Genomic DNA, 26,059 nt, shown 5'->3' with positions numbered 1-26,059 from the left:
CCACAATTCTTTTACGCATTTTGCATCCCTCTTTCTATTTAAAGAAAGTCTATCAACGGAAATACTTTATGTGAAATATCAATAACTTAGTTTCAGCTATAATCAAATCTTATGTATCTTTTTTAACAAAAAAGAGTCCATCACTGGACTCTTTTAATATTTTTATATCAAATTCATTTTCACAAGATATTCCGCATTTTCAACAGTATTCCAAGCGGCCCCTTTCAACAAATTATCAGCAACGACCCACATATTAAAGGCACCAGGATTTTCGTAATCCGGACGAATTCGGCCAACAAAAGTATCACGTGAGCCTTCCGCATTAATTGGTTGCGGATAAATTTGATGCTTAATATCGTCTTGCAATACATCACCAGGAAACTTAGCAATTACATCCATAATATCTTGAGCAGTTGCATTTTTATCTTCAACAGTAAAGTAGACACTTTCCCCATGAGCGATTGGAACTGGCACACGCACACAAGTTGCCGTAACCTTGATATCCTTAGCATTCATATCATTTAACATGATTTTCTTAGTTTCATGAATCATTTTCCATTCTTCATGTGAATAACCACTATCTTCTAAAACATCAATCTGAGGAAGCAAATTAAATGCTAAAGGATAATGCTTTTTATCACCCTTAGTAGGCAAAATATGCGCAGCTTCTTGCATATCCTTGCCATCAAGGTAATCTTGAGCTTCATTTTTTAATTCTTCAATTGCAGATTGTCCAGCACCAGAAGCAGCTTGATAAGTAGAAACAATAATCTGTTTTAAACCAAACTTTCTTCTAATTGGTTCAAGTGCCATAACCATTTGAATAGTTGAACAATTTGGATTAGCAATAATGCCATGATGATGTTTTAAAGCTTCGGGATTTACTTCAGGAACAACCAAAGGCACGTCGGGTTCCATTCTAAACGCACTTGTATTATCAACGCAAACAGCACCACGCTTAACAGCTTCTGGTAAGAATTTTTTAGATACTGAACCACCTGCTGAAGAAAGAACTAAATCAATTCCATCAAACGATTCTGGAGTTGTTTCTTCAACAGTTAATTCTTGATCACGAAACTTTAATTTAGTTCCTGCTGAACGATATGATGCAAGCAATTTAACATTTTTCACTGGAATAGTCGATTTAGCTAATTGGTCAATCATTCTACGTCCAACAGCACCTGTAGCACCTAAAATCGCAACATTGTATTCCTTACTCATTTTAATTTGCCTCTTCCTCTAAAAATTCTCGAATTCTATTTAAAGCTGTATGCAAATTCTCATCCGAAGATGCATATGACAAACGCATATAACCTTCACCACCAGGACCAAATGCCGATCCAGGAGTAACGCCGACTTTTTTCTTATAAGCTAAATCAAGTGCAAATTTCATATCATCTTGTCCATATTTTTCTGGAATTTTTGCAAAAACATAAAATGCACCTTGCGGCTTAACCGTTGACATTCCTACCTCATTTAAAGCCTTAACTACAAAATCACGACGCTTTTGATAAACTTTGCGATAATTTTCAGGATCATCAAGACCATTTGTTAAAGCTTCAATTGCAGCTGCTTGAGAAGCATCTGTAGTAGTTGTTACCATCAAGCCATGAACTTTAGAAATTTGTTCCATAATTTCCTTAGGCCCAGCAACATAGCCTAAACGATATCCTGTCATAGCATGTGATTTAGAAACGCCAGAAATATAAATAGCTCTTTCTGGAATTTCTGTTGCAATTGAGTAATGCTTGATTCCATAAGTTAGAGAACTATAAATTTCATCTGTAATAACATATAAATTATGTTTAGCAATTACCTTGGCCAAGGCTTTAATGTCGTCTTTTGAATATTCAACACCGGTTGGATTAGTCGGATAATTTAAAACTACAGCTTTTGCTTTTGGATTTTCGGCAATGATCTCCTCTAGATGTTCAGGAGTTAATATAAAATTATCTTCTGCAGTATTAGCCAAAACAAAATCAGCGTCAGCAAGCGTAGCAACTGGCCAATATAGTGAAAAGACTGGCGTGGGAATAATAATTTGATCACCTGGATTAGTAATTGCGAATAAGGTTGCGTTAATTGCTTCTGTTGCTCCTACGGTTACAACAATTTCGCTTTCAGGATCATAATCGACATTAATAGACTTTTTTAAAAAGTTGCTAATAGCTTTTCTTAATTCAAGCTTTCCTTTTTGAGGAGCATAATGAGAATCATTATTTTGAATACTTCTAATCGCAGCTTCTTTAACATGTTCAGGTGTATTCATATCTGGCTCACCCAAAGTCAGCTTAATAATTCCAGGAATTTTTGAAACTTTATTATCAAAAATTCTGATACCTGATGCCTTTAAATCTGTGACTTTTTGACTAAATCCAAGATTTTTTGCTAATTCTGGCATAATTTGCTTCCTTTATAAAATATTTTCTAATCCAATTACTAATTCAGAAAAGTCTGAAATTTTTTCAAGTGCCACTTTCACACCACTCATAAAAGAATCACGGTCAAATGAATCTTGACGAATCGTTAGTGCTTCACCATTTCCACCAAACAAAACTTGTTCATGAGCAATATAACCCGGCAACCGAACAGAATGAATTTTAATACCTTGATAATCTCCACCACGAACATTATCCAAAGTTTCCATCTCGGCAGGCGAAGTTTCATGTTCTGGACGATTTTGGGCGATTAACTTGGCCGTACTTAAGGCCGTGCCAGAAGGAGCATCTTTTTTATCAGCATGATGCATTTCAATAATTTCTACATCAGGGAAATACTTAGCAGCTTCTTGAGCAAATTTCATAAGCAAAACTGCGGACATTCCAAAGTTAGGAGCAATTAACCCGCCAACTTTTTCTTTTTTTGACAGAGTAATTAATTCGGATTCTTGGCTATCCGTTAAGCCAGTTGTACCAACAATTGGTGAAATGTGATTTTCAATTGCATATTTAGTATTTTCATACACTGAAGTTGGCATCGTAAAGTCAATCCAAATATCTGCAATTTTTTCAGGAATATCAGTTAATTGATTAAAAATTTGTACATTCTCATTCAAACCATATTTCTCTGAATCATGTTTAGCATGAGGAGCATAACCTGCAGAAATTTCAAAGCCATCCATACTATTGACTAATTTAACTGCTTTTTGTCCCATAGCTCCTGTAAAACCCGCAATTAAAACTTTTTTATTCATCTTTTTCAGCCTCTTTTAAATCTAATGGCAATTTTTGTGATAATGCATTATCTTTTAATCCTAAATGTTGAGCTAAAATAATTTTTTCTTCATTATTTAAACTAACTAAAGGCAACCGACAATCGCCAGTCTTAAATCCCTGAGCGTTTAAGACTGCTTTTACCGGAGATGGTGACGGATACATGAATAATGCCGCCATCTTAGGCGTTAACCATCTTTGAATACGGGCTGCCTTGGGATATTTTCCATCATATAAAGAGTCATACATTTGACGCATTTGCTTACAATAAATATGCGAAGCCACCGAAATAACGCCATTTGCTCCTAAAAGACGAGCCGTCAAAGCTTGTGCATCTTCACCAGTAAAAACCTGGAAATCAGTATCTTTATGATCAACGATATATTCCAATTCTTCCAATGAGGCACATTGTTTAATACCTTTAATGTTTTCTAAATGTGATAATTGCACGATAGTTTCTTGCGACATCTTAACGCCTGTACGGCCAGGGATATTATAAATAAAGATTGGCATTTCAACATTATTAGCAACTTCGGTAAAATGAGCTACCATGCTTCGTTGATTAGGTTTGTTATATGGAGGAACAACAACTAAGGCATAATCGATACCATGAATTTTAGCTACTTCATTAGTAAATTGAATTGTTTCTGCGGTATTATTGCTACCTGTTCCAGCAATTATTGGAACTCGATTATCAACCATCTCTGCAAATTTAGTATACAATTCGATTTTTTCATCATGACTTAAAGTAGGAGTTTCGCCAGTTGTCCCACCAATCACAAAGCCGTTGCATCCCTGATCAATCAGATAATTCGTCAATTTTTTTAAACTATCAAAATCAATGTTCTTGTTTTCATCAAACGGTGTTACCAAAGCTGTTAATAAATCTGAATCAATAATAGTTTTCATTTTTAATTTTCCATCCTATCAATTAAAAATCCTTTAATTACTTCAATACCGCGCCAAATACTTTTTTCATCAGGAGTCAATGTTGCCGAATGAAGTTGAGAATCATCTTCTACTCCTAGCCAAAACATTGTTCCGGGAAATTTTGCAAGTAAGTAACCAAAATCTTCCCCCGTCATCGCAGGTTTTGTTTCGATGAACTCGACCTTCGGATTATTTTTCATGTAAGAAATAAATCGCTTAGTTAATTTAGGATTATTCTCAACCGGCCAATATCCTCCTTGGTTAAGCTCAATATTTACCTCCATGTTATAGCTACGGGCAATTCCTTTACACAAATCTTTTAAACGTTGATCAATTTTCAAAATCATTTTTTGCGTTAATCCACGAATCGTACCTTCAATACGAGTATGACCTGCGATTACATTACGGATCGTACCTGCTTCAACTTTTCCTAGAGTAATTACCCCACTCTGAATGGGATCAATACTTCGTGAAATTACGGTTTGAATTTGCATAATTAAACTTGCTGCAGCGACAACTGTATCATTAGCCTCTTGAGGAAACGCAGCATGGCCACCTTTGCCGATTAAATCAATATTTACTTCTGTCGTTCCGGCAAATAAAGTCCCTTCTCTGCATCCAATTGCGCCAGCAGGCAAATCTGGATTATCATGCAAACCATAGAATTCATCAGGTTTCCATTTTCCATGAAAAATTCCTTTTTCATAGGCAAGTTTCCCACCACTTTTGCTTTCTTCGGCGGGTTGGAAGAAGAATAATAGATTGTCTTGAGTTTGGTTTTCACTGAAATAATTCAACAAGCCCAATGCAACTGTCATGTGAATATCATGACCACAGGCATGCATAACTCCTTCATGCTTAGAAGAATATGGCAAATTGGTCTTTTCACTAACTGGAAGAGCATCAATATCTGTTCTATATCCAATTGTTCTCTGCGGATTACTTCCTTTAATTAAAACCATAATTGCAGTTGGTAATTCAGCGGGAACATTTATTTCTAAATTATCTTGCTTAAATTTTTTTATTACTTCGAGCAGATATTGATGTGTCTCAGTCTCTTCTAAGGCTAGTTCAGGAATTTCATGCAAATGTCTGCGTATTTTTATTAATTCTTCTTCATTTAAAACTGTCATATTAAATCTTTCTCAAATTTTCTTCTAGACCTGTTTTGCTTTGTGTTTTTTCATCAACATTTTTAATAAATTTAGCAGGAACACCAGCAACCATAGTATGAGGAGCAACATCATGAGTTACAATTGCGCCAGCCGCAACAACTGCGCCTTCGCCAATATGAACACCTTCAATTACAACAGCATTTGCACCAATTAATACATTATCGTCAATTTTGACCGGCTTGGCGGAAGCGGGCTCGATAACTCCGGCTAAAACTGTTCCGGCGCCAATGTGACAATGTTTACCTACAATTGCACGTCCACCTAAAACGGCACCCATATCAATCATTGAATCATCACCAATTTCGGCGCCAATATTGATAATTGCCCCCATCATAATGACGGCATTATCACCAATTTCAACTTGATCACGAATAATTGCACCGGGCTCAATACGTGCATTAAATTTCTTTAAATCAAGCAAAGGAACTGCTGAATTACGCGCATCATTTTCAATGTGATAATCTTCAATTAAAGCCTTGTTATTATCTAATAACGTTTTGACATCTTTCCAATCGCCAAAAATCACTCCGGAATGTTCTTCAGTGAAATTTTCAATATTTTTTGGAAAATCAATTTTTGTTAATTCACCTTTGATAAAAACCTTTACAGGCGTTTTCTTGGGTGCATTTCCTATGTAATTGATAATGCTTTGCGCATCTAATTTTGTCATTTTCTTACCTTCTTACATGTTATTCATAAAAACGATCCAAACTAATCAAATTATCTAAAGTTTCTCTCTTTATTACTAAACTTGCTCGCCCATTTTCTGCAAACACAACAGCTGATCGCGGATTACGATTATAATTTGAAGCCATTGAATATCCATATGCTCCTGTATCAAGCATAGCCAAAATATCACCTGGTTTTGTTGATGGTAAAGCTTGATTTTCGACTAAAATATCACCTGATTCACAATATTTTCCTGCAATTCGAACAGTTTCAGTTGCCTTAGCTCGAGGATCACTTGCCAAAACCGTTTCATATTTTGCTTGATAAAGAGCTGGCCGGATATTGTCACCCATTCCACCATCAACCATGACATATGGTTTCAAGCCTTGAACATCTTTACGACTGCCAACTGTATATAGGTTATAACCAGCTGGGCCAACAATAGATCTTCCTGGTTCAATATCAATTTCAGGAATTGGAAAATCAAATTCTTGGGCTTTTTCTTTAATTGTTTTGACAATTGCCTTAACAAATTCTTCTGGTTTTAATGGATGATCACTTTGAACATACTTAATACCAAAGCCACCGCCAACATTAATTATCTTAGCTGTATAGTTGTATTTTTCACGCCAGTCATTAGCAATCTCCATCAACTTTTCAGCGGCCATTTGAAAACCATTTAATTCAAAAATCTGCGAACCAATATGGGCATGAATTCCTAGCATATGCATACGTGAATTCTTTAAAACCTTTTGTAAGGCTTCTTCTGCTTGCCCCGATTCAAGATCAAAGCCAAATTTGCTATCGACTTGACCAGTTTGATCGTATTCATGCGTATGAGCTGAAATTCCAGGCGTAATTCGTAGCATTACATCAATTTCACTATTTTTTTCTTTTAGAATTTCACTTAATAAATCAATCTCGTGAAAATTATCTATTATTATTTTGCCAACACGATTTTCAACTGCCATTTCTAATTCTTTACGAGATTTATTGTTGCCATGGAAACTAACTTTTTTCATTGGAAAGTTTGCTTTTAAGGCCGTGTATAATTCTCCGGCAGAAACAACATCTGTATATGCTCCTTCTTCATTGGCAACTTGATACATTGCAATAGCAGAAAAGGCTTTGCTTGCATAAGAAATTGCATAATCAACATTTTCTTCTTCAAAAATTTGCTTAAAAGCACGAATCTGTTGGCGAATTTTTTCAACATCATAAACTACTAATGGTGTGCCATATTGATGTGCCAATTCAACACTATCAACACCGCCAATTATTAAATGTCCATTTTGACTGATTTGATTTTCTCTAATTTGTGAATTCATATTTTCTCCTACAAAATCTTAGTAGAAGCGCCAAATAAAAAATCCATTGTCTGCGCCAACAAACAATGGATTAAATACTTTTTAATCTTATGGTCGATAGCGCTCCGCGAATCATACGTTTTTTCGCGACAGTCCGTAACTTATTAAATTACGGCCCAGCAAACAATTTTAGCCTTTTGCTTACTTCGGCAACCTCCCCTTTTGTAATTCGTCATTGTCTTGCTAGACTCAGAATTATTACTCATGTCGGCTGCGCCTCTTCGATTTGACTAAAGTGTATATTTTATTAAAATTTTTGTCAATATATTTTTAATATTTTAAATTAAATCATTTATTTATTTTGCTTATATTTCAACTTTTTGTTGCATATTCAAAAGTTAATGTTAGAATTCAATTAAATTATCTTGCTTAAATTTTATAAAATGAATCAAAAATTAATTATGAAAGAAGCACAAAATGAAGGTATTGAAGTTCGGTGGTAGCTCGCTTGCTAATGGTAGCAGCGTTGACCAAGCTATAAACATTTTACTTAACGACAACGAACGCCAAGTAATGGTTGTATCGGCCCCTGGAAAAAGATTTTCTGATGATATTAAAGTAACCGACTTATTAATTAAATATGCAAAAAATATTTTAAATAATACAAATCCAAATAAAACGGTAGAAGAAATCTATTTACGCTATCAAGAAATTGGTACATATTTTGATTTGAGCAATTCTGATTTAGATATCATTAAACAAATATTACTTGATTTACCCAATCATTCTTACCCCAATGATGACTATCTATTAGCAGCATTCAAAGCTCATGGTGAACGATTAAATGCTCGCTTGATTGCTATGATTTTAAATAAAAAAGGCATCAATAGTCGCTTTTTAGATCCAACCGAAGCCGGCTTAATCGTAACTGGCGAACCTAACGATGCGATTGTAAGTCCAGAAACTTATATTAATTTAGATAAGATTAACATCTCACCCAATGAAAAAATAGTTTTCCCCGGCTTTTTTGGAATTACGCCTTCAGGTCATATTGCTACATTTTCTCGTGGAGGTTCAGATATTACAGGCGCTATTTTAGCTCGCGGACTACATGCCGACCTTTATGAAAACTTCACAGATGTTAACGGTATTTTTTCCGCAAATCCATCTATCATAGATCATCCCGATTCTATTAAACAAATGACTTACCGCGAAATGCGAGAATTATCTTATGCCGGTTTTTCGGTATTCCACGACGAAGCATTGATTCCTGCCATTCAAGGAGGAATTCCAATTAACGTTAAAAACACGCATGATCCTATAAATCCTGGAACAATGATTGTCCCAGAAAAGAGATTTAAACCAACGAATATAATTACTGGGGTCGCAAGTCAAAAACACTTCTCTGCCTTATATCTTCACAAATATTTGTTAAACAAAGAAGCTGGGTTTACTTTACGAATTTTGCAAATTTTGTACCGTCACAATATTCCTTATGAACATATGCCTTCAGGAATCGATGATATTACTATTATTTTCAATCGAAAATTTTTAAATGATCAATTAATCGATCTCATTTGTAACGAAATTCAAGCAACAATTAATCCTGATCAATTGGAATGGATAGATGATTACGCAATTATTATGGTTGTTGGTGAAGGAATGAAATATCACGCTGGCGTAAGTGCTCAAATTTTATCATCACTTAACCAGCAAGGGATTTCTCCACAAATGATTAATCAAGGTGCATCCCAAATTTCAATCATGATCGGTACTAAAAAAGAAGAAGCCGATCAAACCGTCAAAACCATCTACAAGCAATTTTTCTAAGGAGGATATAACTATGGTTTTTTTATTAAAAGTGCATGGCTCTCAAAACTCATTTTTCATTCTTGACCAAACAGAATTAAAAAAACAATTAACTGATAATGAACTTGTATCCTTAACTAAAAAAATTACTAGCCAAAAAACCGGAATTTTAAATGGCGCTGATGGCGTATTGGTTGTTAATAATTCGTCCCATCCTAATGTCTTAGGACAAATGCGTGTAATTAATGCCGATGGTAGTGAAGCTTCGATGTGTGGCAACGGCTTACGTACAGTATCACGCTATCTAGCAGAAAAATATCATCAAAATAATTTTCAAGTTGAAACTTTAAATGCCGATCTTCGTGTTAAAAAGTACGAAAACTTTACTGAAGGCGTCCCAGCATATGCTGTTGAAATCTCACCTGTTCGTTTTAACAAAGAAGATTTACCTTTTGATAATTTAGGACATAATCGTTTAATTGATCAATATGTACCAGAACTTTATCCTGGCCTAAAATTTACTTCAATCGCTGTTCCTAATCCTCATTTAATTAGTTTTATAAATCAAAAACAAATTGAAAGCAATATTCTAGGAAATTTAGGGAAAAGATTAAATGACAAAAATATTTATTATCCTGATGGCGTAAATGTTAACTTTGCACAAATATTGGGTAAAAACAATCTCTTCGTAAGAACCTATGAACGTGGTGTTGGCTTTACAAATGCATGTGGGACAGGGATGTCCGCGACTTCGCTCGCCTTTTGTTTAACCCATCCTGAAGAAGCAAAATTTAACGAACCAATTACAGTCTATAATCCTGGCGGTATGGTCAAGACTATTGTTCACTATGAAAAAAAACAATATTGGATCGAATTAATTGGAAATGCCACATTTACTAATAAAATTGAAATTAGCGAATCTGATTTACATAACGCTAACTTTGAAAATATAAAAATCACCTCAACTAGTGAGCAAGAAGCATATTTAAAATTTATTAATAATTTACCTCATTTCAACAATGTAAAAACAATATAAAAATACCCTCTAACTATTAGTGATGAGACTAAACAGTTGGAGGGTATTTAATTTTATAAAATTATTTAGCTTTTAAAACAACATTTTGATCAGCATAATCACTATTATTTTGGGCACTAACTTTTATAGTTTCATTCTTTTTACCTACTGACAATTTAATTGAGAATTTACCGTCTTTACCTACAACGGTTGATCCTAAATTCTTATTTGTTTTTGCATCCTTAAAAGCAATAGTCAATGAGCCTTCTTCGCCACTATCTGCAACTTGACCAGAAATCGTCGCAATAGTGTTAGACTTATTATATTTCACTTTATTTAAATTAATTTGTTTTTTAGCAACTTGATTCTTGCCTGAATTAATGTGAACATTCGTACCAAGGTAATTATCGCTATTTAAAATAAAGTTTTGTGTAGTTGCTTTTAATGGAACAGTAAGTTTGAATTGTCCCTTTTTATTTGCTTTACCTGTTAAAACTTTCTTTGTATCAGTATTATCTAAAGAAACTTTAGCGTATTTATGGGCCACACCAGAAATTACTGCAGTATTTTTCTTAGTGTAGGAAATATTGTTTAACTTAAAGAACTTCTTGCTATTTTTTCTTACTTGCAAATCACTTGCAGATAACAAGCCCAATTTATTCTTCATAGTCAAAATACGTTTAACTGATTTGTTAATTTGTGACTTAGAAATTTCACCCTTATTAACTGCCTTTGCAATAGCAGGGATGCCCTTGGCATAATCCGCAGTCATTAACATATCATTGCCAGCTTTAACGGCCAGTACATCTACGCTTTGGTTGCCATGTTTCTTAGCAAAGTTTTGAATAGCTCCCATTTCTAAAGCATCAGTAACAATCACGCCATTAAATTTGCAATCCTTGCGCAATAAAGAAATTACCTTTTTAGAAAGAGAAGCTGGATAAGTAGGATCGATTTTATCATAAATAACATGAGTAACCATCACCGAATCAGCGCCAGCTTTAATTCCTGCTTTAAATGGCAAAATGTCCGTCTTCATAATATCGGCTTTAGATTTTTTAACATGAGCAAAATCAGTATGTGTATCTGTTGCATCACTATAGCCTGGAAAATGCTTCAAAGTCGCAGCAACCAAACCATCATGTTGCCAAGCAGGAACAACATTTTTAATATAATTAGCTGTAGCATTATAACTGCTTCTACCCTTTACGCCGCCAAAACCACGTTGATAAATAAATGACGAAGAATCATCACTATAGTCGGCATCAGGTGCATAGTTCCAATTAATCCCTAATTTATGAAGCAAACTAGCATTGTCACGAGCATACTGAACAACTGTACTCATGCCACTGCCTTTTTGTGCTCTCTCAGCATTTTCATATTGATCACGTGGAAACTTGAATTCATCCCCATTAGATTTGACAAGGCCACTATGAGTCAATCTGGAAACAGAGCCACCTTCTTGATCAATACCAACTAGCAAAGGAAGCTTGACATTTTTTTGATAACTAGCCATTTTATTTTTAAATTGCTTTTGAGTGTAATTTTGCATATCTGCATCATAAACAATATAACCACCCAAGTTATATTTATAAGCATCATGTTCCGCTTGACCTAATTTTTGTGGAGTTCGAGCAATAAACATTTGACCAATTTTTTGTGATAAACTTGCCTTTTTAATATACGTATCAATCTGATGATTTGTGGCTGCTGCTTGCACCTTATTAGTCGAAATACTACTTAAATAACTAGCAAGAGTTATTCCTGCAACTGCTAAGGTTGCTGCTTTCTTTATAAATCTCATTTTTTCTTTCCCTTAAGTAAATATAGAAATTTCATTTTAAAAGGAAGTTTACACATTTTATTTGATTTTTGGATAACAGTACCATTACAAAGCAATTAAAAAACGACGATAGAATATTGCTCCATTGCCGTTTATTATTAAATATATAAATTACTTATTAATCTATCCACGACCGCCTTGGAATGATGGGTAAAGCGTCATCCCACCATCAACGAACATGGTAATACCAGTTACGTAACTTGATTCATCAGATGCAAGCCAAGCTGCTACTGCGGCAACTTCTTCAGGATCACCAATTCTGCCCATTGGAATCATTGAAGTAGTAGTTGCCTTTTGTTCAGGATCAGCAAATTTTTCAGCGTTAATTGGAGTATTGATAGCACCAGGTCCAATAGCATTAACACGGATATTTTGCTTAGCATATTCCATAGCAACTGTTTGAGTGAAAAGCTTTACTCCACCTTTACTTGCTGCATAGTGAGCAAAAGTTGGCCATGGAATTTGTTCATGAACACTTGACATGTTAATAATGTTACCTTGCTTGTTATGATCGGTGAAGTAACGAAGAGCCATCTTAGTACCTAAAAATACACCAGTTAAGTTAACATTAATAACTTTGTTCCAATCATCAAGTGACATATCCTTGGTTGCAACTTGATTTTCCATACCTGCATTATTTACCCAAACATCAAGATCACCAAAATTTTCGACAGCTGCATCGATTAATTTTTGAGCACCTTCTTCAGAGCCAATATCAGCTTGAACAATAACAGCATCTCCGCCGTTTTTCTTTACAGTATCAGCTGCTGCTTGGGCACCTTTTTCATCTGAGTGATAGTTGATGACAACTTTCATCCCCTCTTTACCAAAGCGTTCTGAAATAGCAGTTCCGATACCCTTTGATCCGCCTGTTACAACAGCAACGCGATTTTTCAATTCTGAATATACCATAATTTTTTCTCCTTTAATTTATATACAGTATAAATTATTCTTATGATTTTTTGTTGTATGAAGTCTTACAGAAAGTAAGCAATTTATTTATTTGCAAAAATAATTAATAAGTACTAATTTCTTGTTTAGTAATTATCCAATTATCATTATCTTTTACAAAGTGTACTTTTGCTTGTAACGGCATTGTTTTGATACCGTTATTCCAAAAATTGCCTTTAACTTGATTTTGACCTACTAATGAAGCTCTATTGTCATTAATTTTAATATCCTTGATATTCTCTTCAATTGAAGAATAATATTTCATTTCTTCATTTTGTATTTGATCAATCCATTTAATTTTAGACATTACATATCCAGTAGTGAGTTTCAATTCCATACTTGGAGCCAAAATTTTATTTAAAGTACTGATATCCTTATCAACAACAGCTTGAGTTTCCATATGATATAAATCAATCAATTTTTTTCTTTCAGTTAGTTCAGTCATTGTTGTTCACACCCTCCTACTATCAATTTCATTTAAATTATAGTTAGAAAGCTATATCCAACCAATCGTAAAAACTTTAATTTTGTATAATCCTAACTTATGGAGAAATATAGTAAAATAATTCCGAAAGGGGTTGTCTTAATGAATAAAGAAAGAACTACTGCATTTACAGACGCTATTTTGGCAATTATTATGACCATTTTAGTTCTTGAATTAAAGGAACCATCACAACTATCATTTTCTGGTCTTTGGGCATTACGGGAAAGCTATTTCTCCTACGCCTTATCATTCTTTTGGCTAGGTACGATGTGGATTGGTATTCATAATGAATGGGAACATGTTAATATAATTTCCGGTACAACTCTATGGGCCAATTTAATGTTATTGTTTTGGGCATCATTTTTCCCATATACCACCAAGATTGTTAGTGCGAATTTCAATAACAAAACTGCGCAAATAATGTATGGTACAATTGCCGCATTAACAACCTTATCTAACATTTGGATGAGTCACACTTTAACCAATATTTCTGCAAATGAAAAAATACGTGCAAAATCTATTTTTAGACAAAGATGGCTCTCAATCGATTTAGTTATCAAAATTTTAGGAATTACTATAGCAGCAACTATTTATCCGCCTGCTGCAATGTACGCCGTAATGTTAGCAGCAATCATAATTGCTGTTCCTGCTCACTTTTTAGAAGCTAAAAAAGGTAAGAAATTAATAAAAAATAATAATTAAAAAATACGTTGCCTAATATTAGACAACGTATTTTTAATTCTTGATTTAATTTGATTAGCTAAACGTTTTGCAGATCCGGTTTTGAAATAAAATACATTAATGTCTTCATTTTATTGCCTCTTGAAATAATTATTTACTTTTCAAATTGTTCCTTCAAAATATCCGCAAAAGTTTCAATATAAAAACCTGAATTATTTGCTTTCCAAAATGCGTAATAATCTTGAGTCATTTCCTTACCATTATTAAGCAAAGTCATAGTTTGCAAAGCATCTTGATGGGCAATTAGTTTACTTGTACGGTCATTCATAAGTAAGTATCCTTGGCCAGAAGCCGCCATAACTGCTGCTTCATCATAAGTTTGTGCGGTAATAAATGTACTACGAACACCTAAAATATTACGATAATAATCTTCCTCAGCAGCTTCTTCATTTGGCCCCACAATTAAAATACATGGCATATCTTTTAGGTCATCAGTCGTAATTGTTTTTTGATCAGTAGGAAACTTGTTATTACTGATAATAACCTGAAAATGACTTTCAGTAAGAAAATCATTAACGTAACTATTAGATGGAGCACGACGGAGATCACTGAATGCAAAATCAATTCGATCAGTTCTAAGTAAATCATATAAATTTTCGTGACCAGAACTAGTAATTCTAACTTGAACGTCTGGATACTCTTTTGAAAATTTAGAAACAGCTTCTAAGAATTCACTTGTACCAAAGTTTCTTAAATACCCCGCACGTAATACATAAGGTTCTTTTTCTTGCGTACCTATTTCTTTTGTTTGTCTCAATAATTCATCAAGATTTTTAATGATATCTTGACCATGTTGATAAAAATATTGACCAGCTGGGGTCACCTTAAAACTCCTTCCCTTACGATCAAGCAATTTAACGCCAAGATTACCTTCTAATTCTTTAATTTGTTGCGAAATAGCAGGTTGTGAAATATGACATTCTTCTGCTGCTTTGGTAAAGTTATGATTTTTAACAACAGAGATAAAATATTGAATTTGATTAAACATCCCTAAACCCACTTTCTATTTTTTAACTATGCCAATTATAGTGATAAGCAAAAGTTATTAATAGTTCTAATTGAGTATAGTGGTATTCGCAAAATGTATAGTAAAAAATCAGCCAAGTAAATAGAACTTGACTGATTTTTCTAATAATAACGGTAATATTAAATTTTAATACCAACTCGGCTTATCGCTTCAGTACCTGGTTTTTCTAAACCAATAGATTCACGAATATCTTCAGAAGGATTCTGAATCAATTCATAAACATAAGAAGCAATCGACTTTCTTGAAACTTCAGTATTTGTAATGGGCTCACCCTTCTTAGACTTTTGATAATCGACTTCATCCTTGTTAGTCATCCAACTAGGACGAACAATTGTGTAATCAAGGTCTGAATTTTCAATTCTTTTGGCTGCTTTAGCATATTCAGTGATGTAATTACCTAATGTAGCTTTATTCCATTCGCCAAATTTACCAGCTACTTCATCATAAATACCCAATGTTGAAATCCAAATCAAGCGTTTAACACCTAATTTATCCATAGCCTCAACAACAGCTTTGGCTTGCTTATCAATAGTTCCTGTTCCAGCTAAATTTGCATAAACAACATTTTGACCCTTAATTGCTTTTTCAAGGTCGACTTCTTTAGTAGCATCCCCATCAATAATTGTTGCCCTGTCTTTATCCTTTGCTAATCGACTAGCATTTCTCAAAAATAAAGTGGTTTCGACATCTTTATCATTAAACAATAATTCTTCAGTAAGTTGTGCTACTTGACCATGTGCACCTAACACTGCAACTTTAACCATAATTTTCTCCTTAAAAATGACTACTCATGCTGCTCAAGATAAGAAGATTCCCATTCATAGACACTCTCAATGTGTTGACGTAATTTTTTAATGGCTTGATCTTGGTCATCTTCTCTGATTGCAGAAATGATTTCTAATATTTCTTTTACAGAAGACTTCATACAACGCTGATCATCACGAATTGCATATCTCATTCGATTTGTCTGGCTCTGCAACAAGTCTAACTCTTTTTGCAAAGTTACTTTATCTTCACTTTTTGTTAAATAGCAATGAAATTTTTCATCACATTCAAGATATAACTGCCAATTTTTTTGATCTAGCGCTGAACGAAATTTACTTTCGAAACTATTCAGTTGATTACGATCTAAATTTTTAAAAGACTTATTTAAAGCATAACCTTCCATCATCGATCGCAATTCATAATTTTCTTTTAATTCTTCAGAATCAACTTTGGTCACCTTTGTTTCTTGTCCATTACGTTCAATCAGACCATCATTTTCTAATTTCTTAAAAGCTTCACGAATCGGAGTCCTAGACATATTTAAGCGAATACTTAATTGATTTTCTGAAAAAACATGTCCTGGCTGATATTTACCCGCAATAATTTGATCTTTGATGTACTTATATGCTTGATCTTGATTAGTCATTTTTATACCTCTTAATCAAATTATAGCAAATATCTTGTCTCCGTCGCTTACATTTGTATAGTATGATACTAACTAAAAATAAGCAATAGATTAGATAATATAACCTGTATACAAGTTTTTAGAATGAAAAAATACGAAAGCAAATATGCTTTCGTAATAAATCTTTAATTAATTAAAGATAACAAATATCTATTTTTGCTTATATTGGCGAATATGATTCTTAGTACCAGCAAAATACCAAACACCTTCTGCTTCATCACTTGAAAGTTCTTCGCCATCTTTTGGCTCTTCCAATGCATTGTTGAAGGTATCTTCATATTCCTTTACAGTCAATCTTTGACGACGATCAAGTAAAGCAAGATCACCCTTTTCATCAAGTTGCTTTTGATAATCAGCTACAACATTGCCTGAGAAAAATTCAGCCATTGCGCCCGAACCATATGAGAAAAGACCGACTAACGCATCAGAATCAAGTTCATCATTTTCAAGCAAACTAAGCAAACTCATGTACAAAGATGCAGTATAAACGTTACCTACACGCATACTTAATTGCTTTGATGCTTCAAAACTATTTTGCAAACGGTTAGTGGTTTCTTCATCTTGATTTTCTATAGCAATTCGATTTGCTTTAAGGCCTTGCTTAGTAAATGGCAAGTGATAAATAATTGCATCAAAATCTTTAGTTTCTAAATGCTTATCTTCTTTATATTTATCAAAAACATTCTTGAAGAAATCTAAGTAAACTTGCGTAGAATATTTTCCATCTACCATAGCAAGTTTAGAACCATTTGGACGCCAAAAGTCATTAATATCTTGGCTATAAGCACTATGACCATCATTCAAAGCTAAAATTGCAGGATCGCTTTTAATTAACAAACTAATTGAGCCTGCGCCTTGAGTGACTTCACCTGGAGTACCCACACCATAGCGGGCAATATCGCTACCGATAATAATTGCCGTTTCATCGGAATGAACGCGAACAAAATCACGTGCAATCATAAGGGATGCAGTCAAACCGAAACAAGCTTCTTTCACTTCAAAAGTTCTAACTTCTGGACGTAAATTAAGAGCTGATTTTACAAATAATGAAGCCGATTTAGATTGATCAACACTACTTTCTGTACCGAAGACTAAAAGTCCAACCTTTTTTTTATCAATTTGATCGATGTATCTCAATGTTGCATTAATTCCCATTGATACGGCATCTTGAGTTTGATCAGCAACGCTCATTTGCTTTTGACCAATTCCAATCAAATATTTGTTGGGATCTTCGTTACGAGCATGTGCTAAATCCACCATATCTACATATTTATTTGGCGTAAAAAAGCCAATTTTATCAATACCAACTTGCATTATTTATTCTCTTTTCCCTGTAAATCTTTCAAAATTTTCCGTGCAAACTCTTTAGTATAAGTTTTATTAGCAATCAATTTTTTCATTACTATATCTTTTTCTTCGTCGCTTGCATTTAAATTAGCTACAAGATTACGAGCTTGGAGCTTCATGTGTCCTTCTTGAATGCCTACTGTCGAAATAGCTAAAATTGCGGCTAAATTATTAGCTAATCCAATACTAGTAATGATATCTGCCAAAGTTTGTACGTCAATTGTTTGTCCTAAAATATTATAAGATTGCTTTACATCTTTACGAGCGCTAATTGAGCCACCAACGGTACCAATTGCCATTGGCAAAGTTAATTTTCCAACTAACTTATCATCTTCAATTTGCCATTCACTCAAACTGCAATATTGGCCAGATCGACTTGCTAATGCACCGCATCCCGCTTCAATCGCACGATAATCATTTCCTGTAGCAAGCAAAACCGCGTCAACACCATTCATAATACCTTTATTATTTGTTGTTGCTCGGTAAACGTCTTCTTTAGCAATTTTACTTAAAAGAACAATTCTTTTCGCAACTTCTTTACCACCAACACTGGCAAAATTGAGTTCAACTTTTGCAGTTGTCAATTGACTAGGATAATTAGATAAAATGGCAAAAAGTTTTTCTTCTATTCCAGAAATTACCAGAAGCTTTTTAGCTAAAAATTCAAGAATTGCATTTGTTTTATTAGCGCCCATTGCCTCAGCAGGATCAACTAAAACGCGAAGATATAATAAATTATCTTCTTTTACTTGAGCAGATATTTTTCTTAAACCACCACCATGACGAACTAAACTGGCAAACTCTTTATTTGTTTCTTCAATTAAAATTGGAGTTTTATTTTCCAACTCTGATATTTGAAAATTATCACTAATTTTCATCACGATTTGCCCATAAATGCCATCTCGCTTGCTGTGGCTTATCACACCACCATTTTTAGAGAAAATATTTGCACCATGATTTGCGGCCGCAACCACCGATGGTTCTTCTGTAGCCATTGGCACCCAGTAACTTTTGCCGTTAACGATTAAATTTTGAACAACGCCAAGAGGCAAGGTCAAACTACCAATTACGTTTTCACTTAATTGATTCAATCTAGTTAACAGTTCTGAGTCAACTTGCTCAAGTTTAATCCCTTCTTCAGTCAAAATTTTTCGTCGTTCCTCAGGCTTTAACTGATAAAATTTCATTATTTTTCACGCTTAACTTCATATGCAATGGCTTGACCACCACCGATACACAAAGTTACCAATGCACGTTTACCATTAATTTTCTTAAGTCCACTCAAAGCAGTTTCAACCAAACGTGTTCCCGTTGCACCCAAAGGATGACCTAAAGCAATTGCACCACCTAAGATATTTAATTTTTCATCTGGAATATGCAAGTCTCTTTGTAAAGCAACAGATTGTGAGGCAAAAGCTTCGTTGATTTCAAATAAATCATAGTCATCAACAGTTGTATGTGCTTTATTAAGTAATTTTTGAACAGCATAATATGGCGTATAGCCATCAAGCTTGGATCGAAACCAGCTTCCGCAAATTCACCTAATTTTGCAATTGGCTTTAAGTTTAATTCCTTAACTTTCTTTTCCGTTGCCAAAATAAGCATACTTGCTCCATCGTTCAATGGTGAAGCATTACCAGCTGTAACTTGACCGTCTTCTTTGAAAACCGGCTTTAAATTTGCTAAAGCTTCTTTGCTTGTATCAGCACGGACAGATTCATCATGATCCAAAGTCTTGCCATTTAATGTAATAGGAATAATCTCATCTGAAAAAGCATCTTCTTCAATTGCTTTTGTAGCTTTACGATGTGAATTCAAACTGAAATTATCCATTTCATCACGATTTACATTGTATTTTTCAGCAACATTTTCTGCAGTAATTCCCATATGCTTTTCAGAAAATGCATCCATTAATCCATCAATCAAAAGTGTATTCTTCATATGACTTGCTGGATCATCTTTATATTTTTTATCAACAACGTATGGGGCGTTAGTCATACTTTCGGCTCCACCAACAGCTACCATGTCGAGATCGCCCATCATCATTTGTGATTGGGCTAAACGCAAGGCTTTCAAGCTAGAACCACAAACATCATTAATAGTTGTGGCAACAGTTGTTTCTGGCAAACCTGAATTTAAGGCAACCTGACGAGCCATATTTTCACCTAAACCAGCAGAAATTACGTTTCCCATAAAAACAGCTTCAATTTCAGCTGGATCAATATTTGCAGACTCTAAAGTTCCTGTTAGTGCCATTACCCCTAAATCAACGGCACTTTGATCACTGAAAAAACCACGATATTTGCCAAACGGTGTACGTTTAGCAGCAACTATATATATATCTTTCATAACTAAAATCTACCCTCTTTAATTTATAACAAATAAATTTTAGCTATTTTCTTAAATTCATGCTAGTCTAAACCCTTCAATTAAATGAAAACTTATGAAAATTGTATAATTAATTCATAGACTAAAAATAAGTTCAATTATTTCTAACGAGGTGAACAAAATGCGAATTTTAATTGTAATTGATGACTTTTTTAACAAAAGCAATGGCATGTGTATTTCAACTCAGCGTTTTGCTCATGAATTTAAAAAAGCAGGTAATGAAGTTCGGATAGTTTCTTACAATTTTGGTGGCCAAGCTGACTATCCCTTACCCGAAATGATTATTCCTTTTTTCAGAAAAATCATTGCCAAAGAAGGCTACCATATGGCTCTTCCCAAAAATAAAGTTTTAAAAAAGGCTATCGATTGGGCTGATATTGTAGCTGTAGAAACTCCTTTTCCAGTTTCTTGGCGTACTGCAAAATTAGCTAAAAAAATGAATAAGCCAACTTACGGAACTTTTCATATTTACCCTGGCAACATCACTGAAACTTTGCACATCAATAATCGGTTTTTTAATGACTTCTTTATGTACTTTTTCCGTGAAGTCTCCTTTCGTAATTGTCTTGCTTTGCAGTGTCCAACTGATAAAGTAAAGAAACAATTAGAAAAATATCATTTTAAGCAAAGACTATATGTAATTTCTAATGGGATTACTGAGGACTTTATTCAAAATCCTCATAAAGAAAAAATCGGTCATCCCTTCACAATCTTATGTATTGGTCGTTTTTCTCGCGAAAAGCATCAAGAAGTTTTATTTAAAGCAATGAAATTAGCTAAGCACAATCAAGAAATCAAATTAATCTTTGCAGGTAAAGGTCCTTTAAAAAATGAATATCAAAAATTGGCTAAAGAATTGCCAAAAAGGCCTATTATGAAATTCTATACTTCTGAGCAATTACGAAAAGTTATGAGCAAGGCTGATTTAGTTGTTCATTGCGCTGACGTAGAAATTGAAGGCATGGCTTGTATGGAAGCTTTTGCGGCAGGATGTGTTCCAGTAATTGCTAACAGCGAGTTATCATCTACTGCTGACTACGGTTTGACCAAACATAATCTTTTTCCTGCTGGAGATAGTGAAAAACTAGCTGATCGAATTGATTATTGGTTTGAACATCCCGATAAATTAAAGAAAATGCGCAAAACTTACCGTGAATATGCTAAAACTTTGACAGTACATACATCTGCTCAAAAGGCTTTAAAAATGATGAATGATATAAGATATAAGTAAAAAATGATTAGTAATTTTAATTAACACTCAACAAGATGGCATCCCTAATCAAAAATACAAAATCTCGAATCGCAGGTGCCAAATTATTTATAGAAATATTATCAATTTTTAAAATTGAATTATTAAACTCAATTTCATATTTTTGAGCAATTTTTCGAATTATAGGTGTGGGGTCTATAGAAAAAGAAGTGTTTTCTTGTATTTCATCAAATGTACTACCTAGATCCGTTAATGAAAATATTCCTGCATTTTCATCAAGATAAAATGAAATACTATTTGAAAAAGCATCTAAAATAGTAGTCGATATTTCTATTCGTTTTTCATCTATACGATTAAAAGTAAATTGTTTGCTCTCCCAGTCTTGCCAAATTTTTTCAATCCCCATCAAGCTTAAGTCTGTCATATCGATCATATCAGATTCTCCTCCATTTCTACTTTTAATTTTTCATAAAAATCAGTATTTGTAAAATTCAATACTTCCATTATTGCGAAAACGAAATTAGTAGGTCTATTTAATTTTTTATATGGTAATTTATATGCCTTCATATAAGCAAAATGTCCCTTTTTTGGACAATACTCAGATAAATCAAATATATTTACCCTATAATCTCTAATAATTTCACCATTCAGATTTTTATGAAATTTATTATCTAAATTCAATCTTATTAAACTAATACCTGTCGATTTTTCATGAATATTAATATGCATATTCATTTTTGTTCGATACGTACAAGTCATAACTAATTTATCTTTATTCTTTGTACTTAATTCTAACTTATTAATACTATTTGCACTAATTTTTAAATCATATTTTTCTGCTAATACTTTTAATTCAAACAATAATTGATTTGCTTGTTCTTGCGTTAAAGAAATCGAAAACATTATTTTCCTCCTTTTTCTCTTCATTATTAAATACGAAAAAAAGAAAGATTTTCTTCTTACAATTCCCTAACTTTAAATTTTTTCAAAAAACTCCTAACTGCATCTGAGCAATTAGGAGTCTTTCGTTTATTTCTTAAATTGATTATGAACATATTGAGCGTAAAGTGGTGTCGATTCAATTAATTCTTCATGTGTTCCTGATCCAGAAACTTGCCCATGATCAATAAAATATATTTTATCCGCATCAACAATCGTACTTAATCTATGTGCAATGACCAAAGTCGTACGATTTTTCATCAAAGTTGCTAAAGCTTTTTGAACCATAGCTTCTGATTCAGAATCTAAGCTAGCTGTTGCTTCGTCAAGCATTAAAAGTTTAGGATCACGCAAAAACGCTCTTGCAATCGCAATTCTTTGACGTTGACCACCTGATAGTTTAATTCCTCGTTCACCAATTTGCGTATCTAAGCCATCATCCATTTCCTTAACAAAGTTATCAGCATAAGCCATTTTCAAAACATGCCATAATTCATCATCATTAACTTCATGATCCAAACCGTAAGCTAAGTTCTCACGAATCGTGCCTGGCATAACTGCTGAATTTTGGCCTACTAAACCAATTTGCTTACGCCATTCGGCTAAATCAATACCATCAATATTTTTATCGCCAATTGTTATTTCGCCCGAAGTTGGCTGATAAAATCTTTCAATTAATGAAAAGATTGTTGATTTACCACCACCTGAGGGACCAGCAAATGCAACAACAGTATTAGGTTTAGCCTGCAAATTAATGTTACGTAAAATTTGCTTATCCTTTTCATATGAAAAGAAACATCAGAAAACTTTAAAGTTTTGCCACTAATATCACTTTTTTCTTTATCTTCAGAAAATTCTTCATCTTCTTCCAAAATTTGCTGAATACGTTCTGTTGACCCACTCGTTCTAGAAAGCTGGTTAAAGAATTGACTAATGATAATAACCGGACTCATGATTTGAAAAAGATACATTAAAAATGAAACTAACGCACCCATAGTCATTGAACCGTTCATTACGCGAATAGCTCCATAACCCAGAATCCCTAGAAACATAATCATCATCAACATATTGATAATTGGTGATGTTAAAGAATTAATAAATGCTTCTTTAACACCTATTCCATATAAATTATCAATTCGACTATTTCCATTATTTAATTCTTTTTCTTCACCATTAGAAGACTTAACTAAACGTATTTCTGACAAAACATTAGTTGAATCACTTGAAAAATTAGCCAATTCATCTTGCCGCTTTCGCCCAATTTTTCTTGATTGCTGCATAATTGGCAACATGGCTAACAAAATGATTGGTACAGCAACAAACATCAAAATTGTCATTTGCCAATCCATAGCTAACATAATGAACAAAGCACCAAAGAATTGTAATATTGATGTCATTGCATTAGGCAAAGTTGTTGCAAGCAATTCTTTAACTTGTGAAGTATCGTTGACTAATCGTGAACTAATCTCACCTGTTTTCGTATTGTCGAAATACTTAACGGGCATTTTCAATAACTTTTGCCACAATTTTTTTCTTAATTTAGAAACAACCTCTTCGCCAAAAATCCCCAAAATTAAGCCTGACAAGGCACTGAGTACCAATCCAATAATAAAAATAGAAATCGTTAAAATCACTAAATTAGGGCTTAAACTTTTGAAATCATTGATCAATCTTTGCGCAAACTGCGGTACAAGTAAGTTAGTTCCCGTCGCAATAAAACCTAAAATAATTCCAATAATTAATTTTGAATAACGGGGATTAAGTTGGTTAATCAACTTAAAAAAGTTTCTAAATTTAAATTTTTCTTTTCCTTTCGGAATATCTTTTGAACTTATTCTTCCTCTATGCATATCTACCTCAAAAAAGTCATAATTATGTTTTAATGAAATAATATAATTATATCAATAATTACCCAAGTGAAACTAAAAACCTTAACTTAGATCTTGAACTGAACTAAGTTGAGGTTTTCATTAATTATTAAATTCAAGTTGATCTTGGCTAGTTAAAATATCGCCATTCAAAACTTGTAATTTCTTATCCGTTAACCAATCTTGACTTCCTGAAATATAATCTTTAAATTGTTGACTTCTAATATGGGTATTATAAGCATCATCATTTTTATAAATTTCGTAGAAGTACCAATCATCAGTACTATTCTTATCAGTTCCCGCAAACATCGCAATTACACCTGGTTCTTCGGTTACGGAAATACGCATTTCATTTTCGACTACGTCAGCGAATTCTTGCTTCTTCCCCTTTTCAATTGAAACTTTCGCCAAATGGATTGAAAAATCATTGTCGCCGACAACATCCAACTTATCGGACTTAGTAGCAATAAATTCTGTTTGTAAATCCCACATTAAAGTTGATTGAACAATTCTTGGAGCATTCTCACGATAACGATTAAATTGAGGGGAATTTACATGAGTTTGATAGGCATTATTATCGCGATAAACTTCAACCATGTAATTTTTGTCATTTTCTTCACTATTATGAGCCAAAAACATTGCTAAAGTTCCAGGCTCATTTTTAATGGAAGTTAAAATATTATCTTTACCGCCTTCAAGAAAAGCATTGCGATTTTCATCATTTACATCTAATTGATAAATTCTAAAAATTGGAGCATTAGACAACTTCATCTTAATTACCTCCTACAATTTTTAAATAATTTTGTTGATAAATTTTATCTAAGTTATCAACTGATAAGCAAATCGAATTTATTGCATCAGAAATTATTTCTGTCGCTCCCGCAGGCATTACAGCAAATGGCGCATCAGTTCCAAACAGAATATGATCAACTCCATAATACTTAATTGCCAAACAAAGGGCAGCCGAATTTCCTAAAATCGCTGTATCAACATAAAACTTTTTAAAATCATCGGCATGTTTTTCATCCAAAATATGATTAATTCTACCTGAGAAAAATGGCACCATAGCTCCAGCATGATGAATAATAATCTTTATATTTGGATATTTTTCAAATAGATCATTTTGAACTAATTGAAGCATTGCTTGAGATAACTCATATTCCCATGAAAATACCAAGTTATTATCAGGTTTACGATTGTCAAAAACGGGATGCATCCATAGTGGCAACCCTAATTCTGAAGCCTTTTTAAAAATTGGCTCAAATTGTGGATCGGCAATACTTTTACCCAAATGACGCGTAAAAATTTGTGCACCAACTAAATATTTGGACTTTTTAATTTCTTCCAAAATATCACATGCAGCAGAAATATTGTTCATCGGAAGCATCCCTACTCCTGATTCAAAATATTTAGAATTATTTTTTACTATTTCTGAAAGCTCCCGATTAGCTTCTCTGCACAAAACTGCTGCTTGTTTTCCATCAACATAATCCTCAGCATTAATATTAGCAAAAGAAATAACTTGCTTAACATCTTCTGCGGGCCAATACTTAATTCTTTCATCTAAATCAAGCAAGGTCTTTATTTTGATAAAAGGATATTGTTTAGGAATCTCGGGTGCAATTTTTAGCATTTCTTGATAATAATTTGGCGTCAATATATGAGCAAAAGCATCAATCCTTGTCATGTTTTTC

Annotated in this window: 22 protein-coding genes, 3 pseudogenes and 1 riboswitch; of the genes and pseudogenes, 4 read left to right on the top strand and 21 right to left on the bottom strand. The window is 33.5% G+C overall.

What is annotated here, in order from left to right; genetic code table 11:
- Positions 1-162: 162 nt before the first annotated feature.
- The 7 genes from JCM6256_RS04590 to lysA are packed head-to-tail and all read right to left on the bottom strand — an operon-like array spanning position 163 to position 7,314.
- On the bottom strand, positions 163-1,221 hold the full coding sequence (locus JCM6256_RS04590; RefSeq protein ID WP_025080606.1) for an aspartate-semialdehyde dehydrogenase: 1,059 nt from the start codon (positions 1,219-1,221) through the stop codon (positions 163-165).
- A gap of 1 nt (position 1,222) precedes the next feature.
- A complete protein-coding gene (locus JCM6256_RS04585; protein WP_025080605.1) occupies positions 1,223-2,401 on the bottom strand; it encodes an aminotransferase class I/II-fold pyridoxal phosphate-dependent enzyme in 1,179 nt (392 codons plus the stop codon).
- 12 nt (positions 2,402-2,413) lie between these two features.
- On the bottom strand, positions 2,414-3,193 hold the full coding sequence (gene dapB / locus JCM6256_RS04580; protein WP_025080604.1) for a 4-hydroxy-tetrahydrodipicolinate reductase: 780 nt from the start codon (positions 3,191-3,193) through the stop codon (positions 2,414-2,416).
- On the bottom strand, positions 3,186-4,121 hold the full coding sequence (dapA, locus tag JCM6256_RS04575) for a 4-hydroxy-tetrahydrodipicolinate synthase (RefSeq protein WP_025080603.1): 936 nt from the start codon (positions 4,119-4,121) through the stop codon (positions 3,186-3,188). Before dapA ends, dapB begins: the two co-directional genes overlap by 8 nt.
- Positions 4,122-4,123: 2 nt before the next feature.
- Positions 4,124-5,275: an N-acetyldiaminopimelate deacetylase gene (locus tag JCM6256_RS04570; RefSeq protein ID WP_025080602.1), complete on the bottom strand. Its 1,152-nt coding sequence runs from the start codon at positions 5,273-5,275 to the stop codon at positions 4,124-4,126.
- Between the two features lies 1 nt (position 5,276).
- Positions 5,277-5,987 carry a 2,3,4,5-tetrahydropyridine-2,6-dicarboxylate N-acetyltransferase gene (dapD, locus tag JCM6256_RS04565; protein ID WP_025080601.1) on the bottom strand — a complete coding sequence of 237 codons (711 nt, stop codon included), beginning with the start codon at positions 5,985-5,987 and terminating at the stop codon, positions 5,277-5,279.
- A gap of 19 nt (positions 5,988-6,006) precedes the next feature.
- Complete coding sequence (lysA, locus tag JCM6256_RS04560; RefSeq protein ID WP_025080600.1) at positions 6,007-7,314, bottom strand: diaminopimelate decarboxylase; 1,308 nt, start codon at positions 7,312-7,314, stop codon at positions 6,007-6,009.
- 88 nt (positions 7,315-7,402) lie between these two features.
- Positions 7,403-7,583: riboswitch (Lysine riboswitch) on the bottom strand.
- A gap of 187 nt (positions 7,584-7,770) precedes the next feature.
- Between lysA and JCM6256_RS04555 the strand changes: the two genes are divergently transcribed.
- Together JCM6256_RS04555 and dapF are read left to right on the top strand one after the other, a co-directional pair.
- Positions 7,771-9,123, top strand: coding sequence for an aspartate kinase (locus JCM6256_RS04555; RefSeq protein ID WP_025080599.1), 1,353 nt, complete (start codon positions 7,771-7,773; stop codon positions 9,121-9,123).
- A gap of 13 nt (positions 9,124-9,136) precedes the next feature.
- Complete coding sequence (gene dapF / locus JCM6256_RS04550; protein ID WP_025080598.1) at positions 9,137-10,138, top strand: diaminopimelate epimerase; 1,002 nt, start codon at positions 9,137-9,139, stop codon at positions 10,136-10,138.
- Positions 10,139-10,199: 61 nt separating this feature from the next.
- On the opposite strand, the gene JCM6256_RS04545 is transcribed toward dapF, so the two are convergent.
- The 3 genes from JCM6256_RS04545 to JCM6256_RS04535 all read right to left on the bottom strand — a co-directional run bounded on the left by JCM6256_RS04545 (position 10,200) and on the right by JCM6256_RS04535 (position 13,356).
- On the bottom strand, positions 10,200-11,921 hold the full coding sequence (locus JCM6256_RS04545; RefSeq protein ID WP_025080597.1) for a glycoside hydrolase family 3 N-terminal domain-containing protein: 1,722 nt from the start codon (positions 11,919-11,921) through the stop codon (positions 10,200-10,202).
- 162 nt (positions 11,922-12,083) lie between these two features.
- Positions 12,084-12,872 (bottom strand): glucose 1-dehydrogenase, encoded by a 789-nt coding sequence (locus JCM6256_RS04540; protein WP_025080596.1) that lies wholly within the window; start codon positions 12,870-12,872, stop codon positions 12,084-12,086.
- Positions 12,873-12,975: 103 nt separating this feature from the next.
- Entirely contained in the window at positions 12,976-13,356 is a 381-nt protein-coding gene (locus JCM6256_RS04535) for a nuclear transport factor 2 family protein (protein WP_025080595.1), read from the bottom strand.
- 141 nt (positions 13,357-13,497) lie between these two features.
- Here JCM6256_RS04535 and JCM6256_RS04530 point away from each other — a divergent pair, with 141 nt between their 5' ends.
- Entirely contained in the window at positions 13,498-14,097 is a 600-nt protein-coding gene (locus JCM6256_RS04530) for a TMEM175 family protein (protein ID WP_025080594.1), read from the top strand.
- Between the two features lie 133 nt (positions 14,098-14,230).
- On the opposite strand, the gene JCM6256_RS04525 is transcribed toward JCM6256_RS04530, so the two are convergent.
- From JCM6256_RS04525 to JCM6256_RS09775, 6 genes and pseudogenes are all read right to left on the bottom strand, one after another.
- Positions 14,231-15,124 carry a LysR family transcriptional regulator gene (locus JCM6256_RS04525; protein WP_025080593.1) on the bottom strand — a complete coding sequence of 298 codons (894 nt, stop codon included), beginning with the start codon at positions 15,122-15,124 and terminating at the stop codon, positions 14,231-14,233.
- 165 nt (positions 15,125-15,289) lie between these two features.
- Positions 15,290-15,927, bottom strand: a pseudogene (locus JCM6256_RS09785) (NAD(P)H-binding protein).
- Positions 15,928-15,947: 20 nt separating this feature from the next.
- Complete coding sequence (locus JCM6256_RS10365; protein ID WP_025080592.1) at positions 15,948-16,574, bottom strand: GntR family transcriptional regulator; 627 nt, start codon at positions 16,572-16,574, stop codon at positions 15,948-15,950.
- A gap of 189 nt (positions 16,575-16,763) precedes the next feature.
- Positions 16,764-17,927, bottom strand: coding sequence for a hydroxymethylglutaryl-CoA synthase (locus JCM6256_RS04510; protein ID WP_025080591.1), 1,164 nt, complete (start codon positions 17,925-17,927; stop codon positions 16,764-16,766).
- Positions 17,927-19,147 carry a hydroxymethylglutaryl-CoA reductase, degradative gene (locus JCM6256_RS04505; protein WP_025080590.1) on the bottom strand — a complete coding sequence of 407 codons (1,221 nt, stop codon included), beginning with the start codon at positions 19,145-19,147 and terminating at the stop codon, positions 17,927-17,929. Before JCM6256_RS04505 ends, JCM6256_RS04510 begins: the two co-directional genes overlap by 1 nt.
- Positions 19,147-20,309: pseudogene (locus JCM6256_RS09775) on the bottom strand (thiolase family protein). Before JCM6256_RS09775 ends, JCM6256_RS04505 begins: the two are co-directional and overlap by 1 nt.
- A gap of 160 nt (positions 20,310-20,469) precedes the next feature.
- Here JCM6256_RS09775 and JCM6256_RS04495 point away from each other — a divergent pair.
- A complete protein-coding gene (locus JCM6256_RS04495; RefSeq protein WP_025080589.1) occupies positions 20,470-21,579 on the top strand; it encodes a glycosyltransferase in 1,110 nt (369 codons plus the stop codon).
- Between the two features lie 16 nt (positions 21,580-21,595).
- On the opposite strand, the gene JCM6256_RS04490 is transcribed toward JCM6256_RS04495, so the two are convergent.
- The 5 genes and pseudogenes from JCM6256_RS04490 to JCM6256_RS04470 form a co-directional block, all read right to left on the bottom strand.
- A complete protein-coding gene (locus tag JCM6256_RS04490; RefSeq protein ID WP_025080588.1) occupies positions 21,596-21,991 on the bottom strand; it encodes a DUF1828 domain-containing protein in 396 nt (131 codons plus the stop codon).
- On the bottom strand, positions 21,988-22,461 hold the full coding sequence (locus tag JCM6256_RS10360; protein ID WP_025080587.1) for a DUF6978 family protein: 474 nt from the start codon (positions 22,459-22,461) through the stop codon (positions 21,988-21,990). Before JCM6256_RS10360 ends, JCM6256_RS04490 begins: the two co-directional genes overlap by 4 nt.
- A gap of 126 nt (positions 22,462-22,587) precedes the next feature.
- Positions 22,588-24,347, bottom strand: a pseudogene (locus JCM6256_RS09765) (ABC transporter ATP-binding protein).
- Positions 24,348-24,467: 120 nt separating this feature from the next.
- The gene (locus JCM6256_RS04475; RefSeq protein ID WP_025080586.1) at positions 24,468-25,136 is read right to left on the bottom strand and encodes a putative quinol monooxygenase; all 669 of its coding nucleotides are present in this window, start codon (positions 25,134-25,136) and stop codon (positions 24,468-24,470) included.
- A gap of 1 nt (position 25,137) precedes the next feature.
- Entirely contained in the window at positions 25,138-26,052 is a 915-nt protein-coding gene (locus tag JCM6256_RS04470; protein WP_025080585.1) for an amidohydrolase family protein, read from the bottom strand.
- Between the last annotated feature and the right edge of the window lie 7 nt (positions 26,053-26,059).

The sequence above is a fragment of the Lactobacillus hamsteri DSM 5661 = JCM 6256 genome, from assembly GCF_000615445.1.
GTDB lineage: Bacteria > Bacillota > Bacilli > Lactobacillales > Lactobacillaceae > Lactobacillus > Lactobacillus hamsteri.
This window is presented reverse-complemented; position numbering and strand designations above follow the sequence as displayed.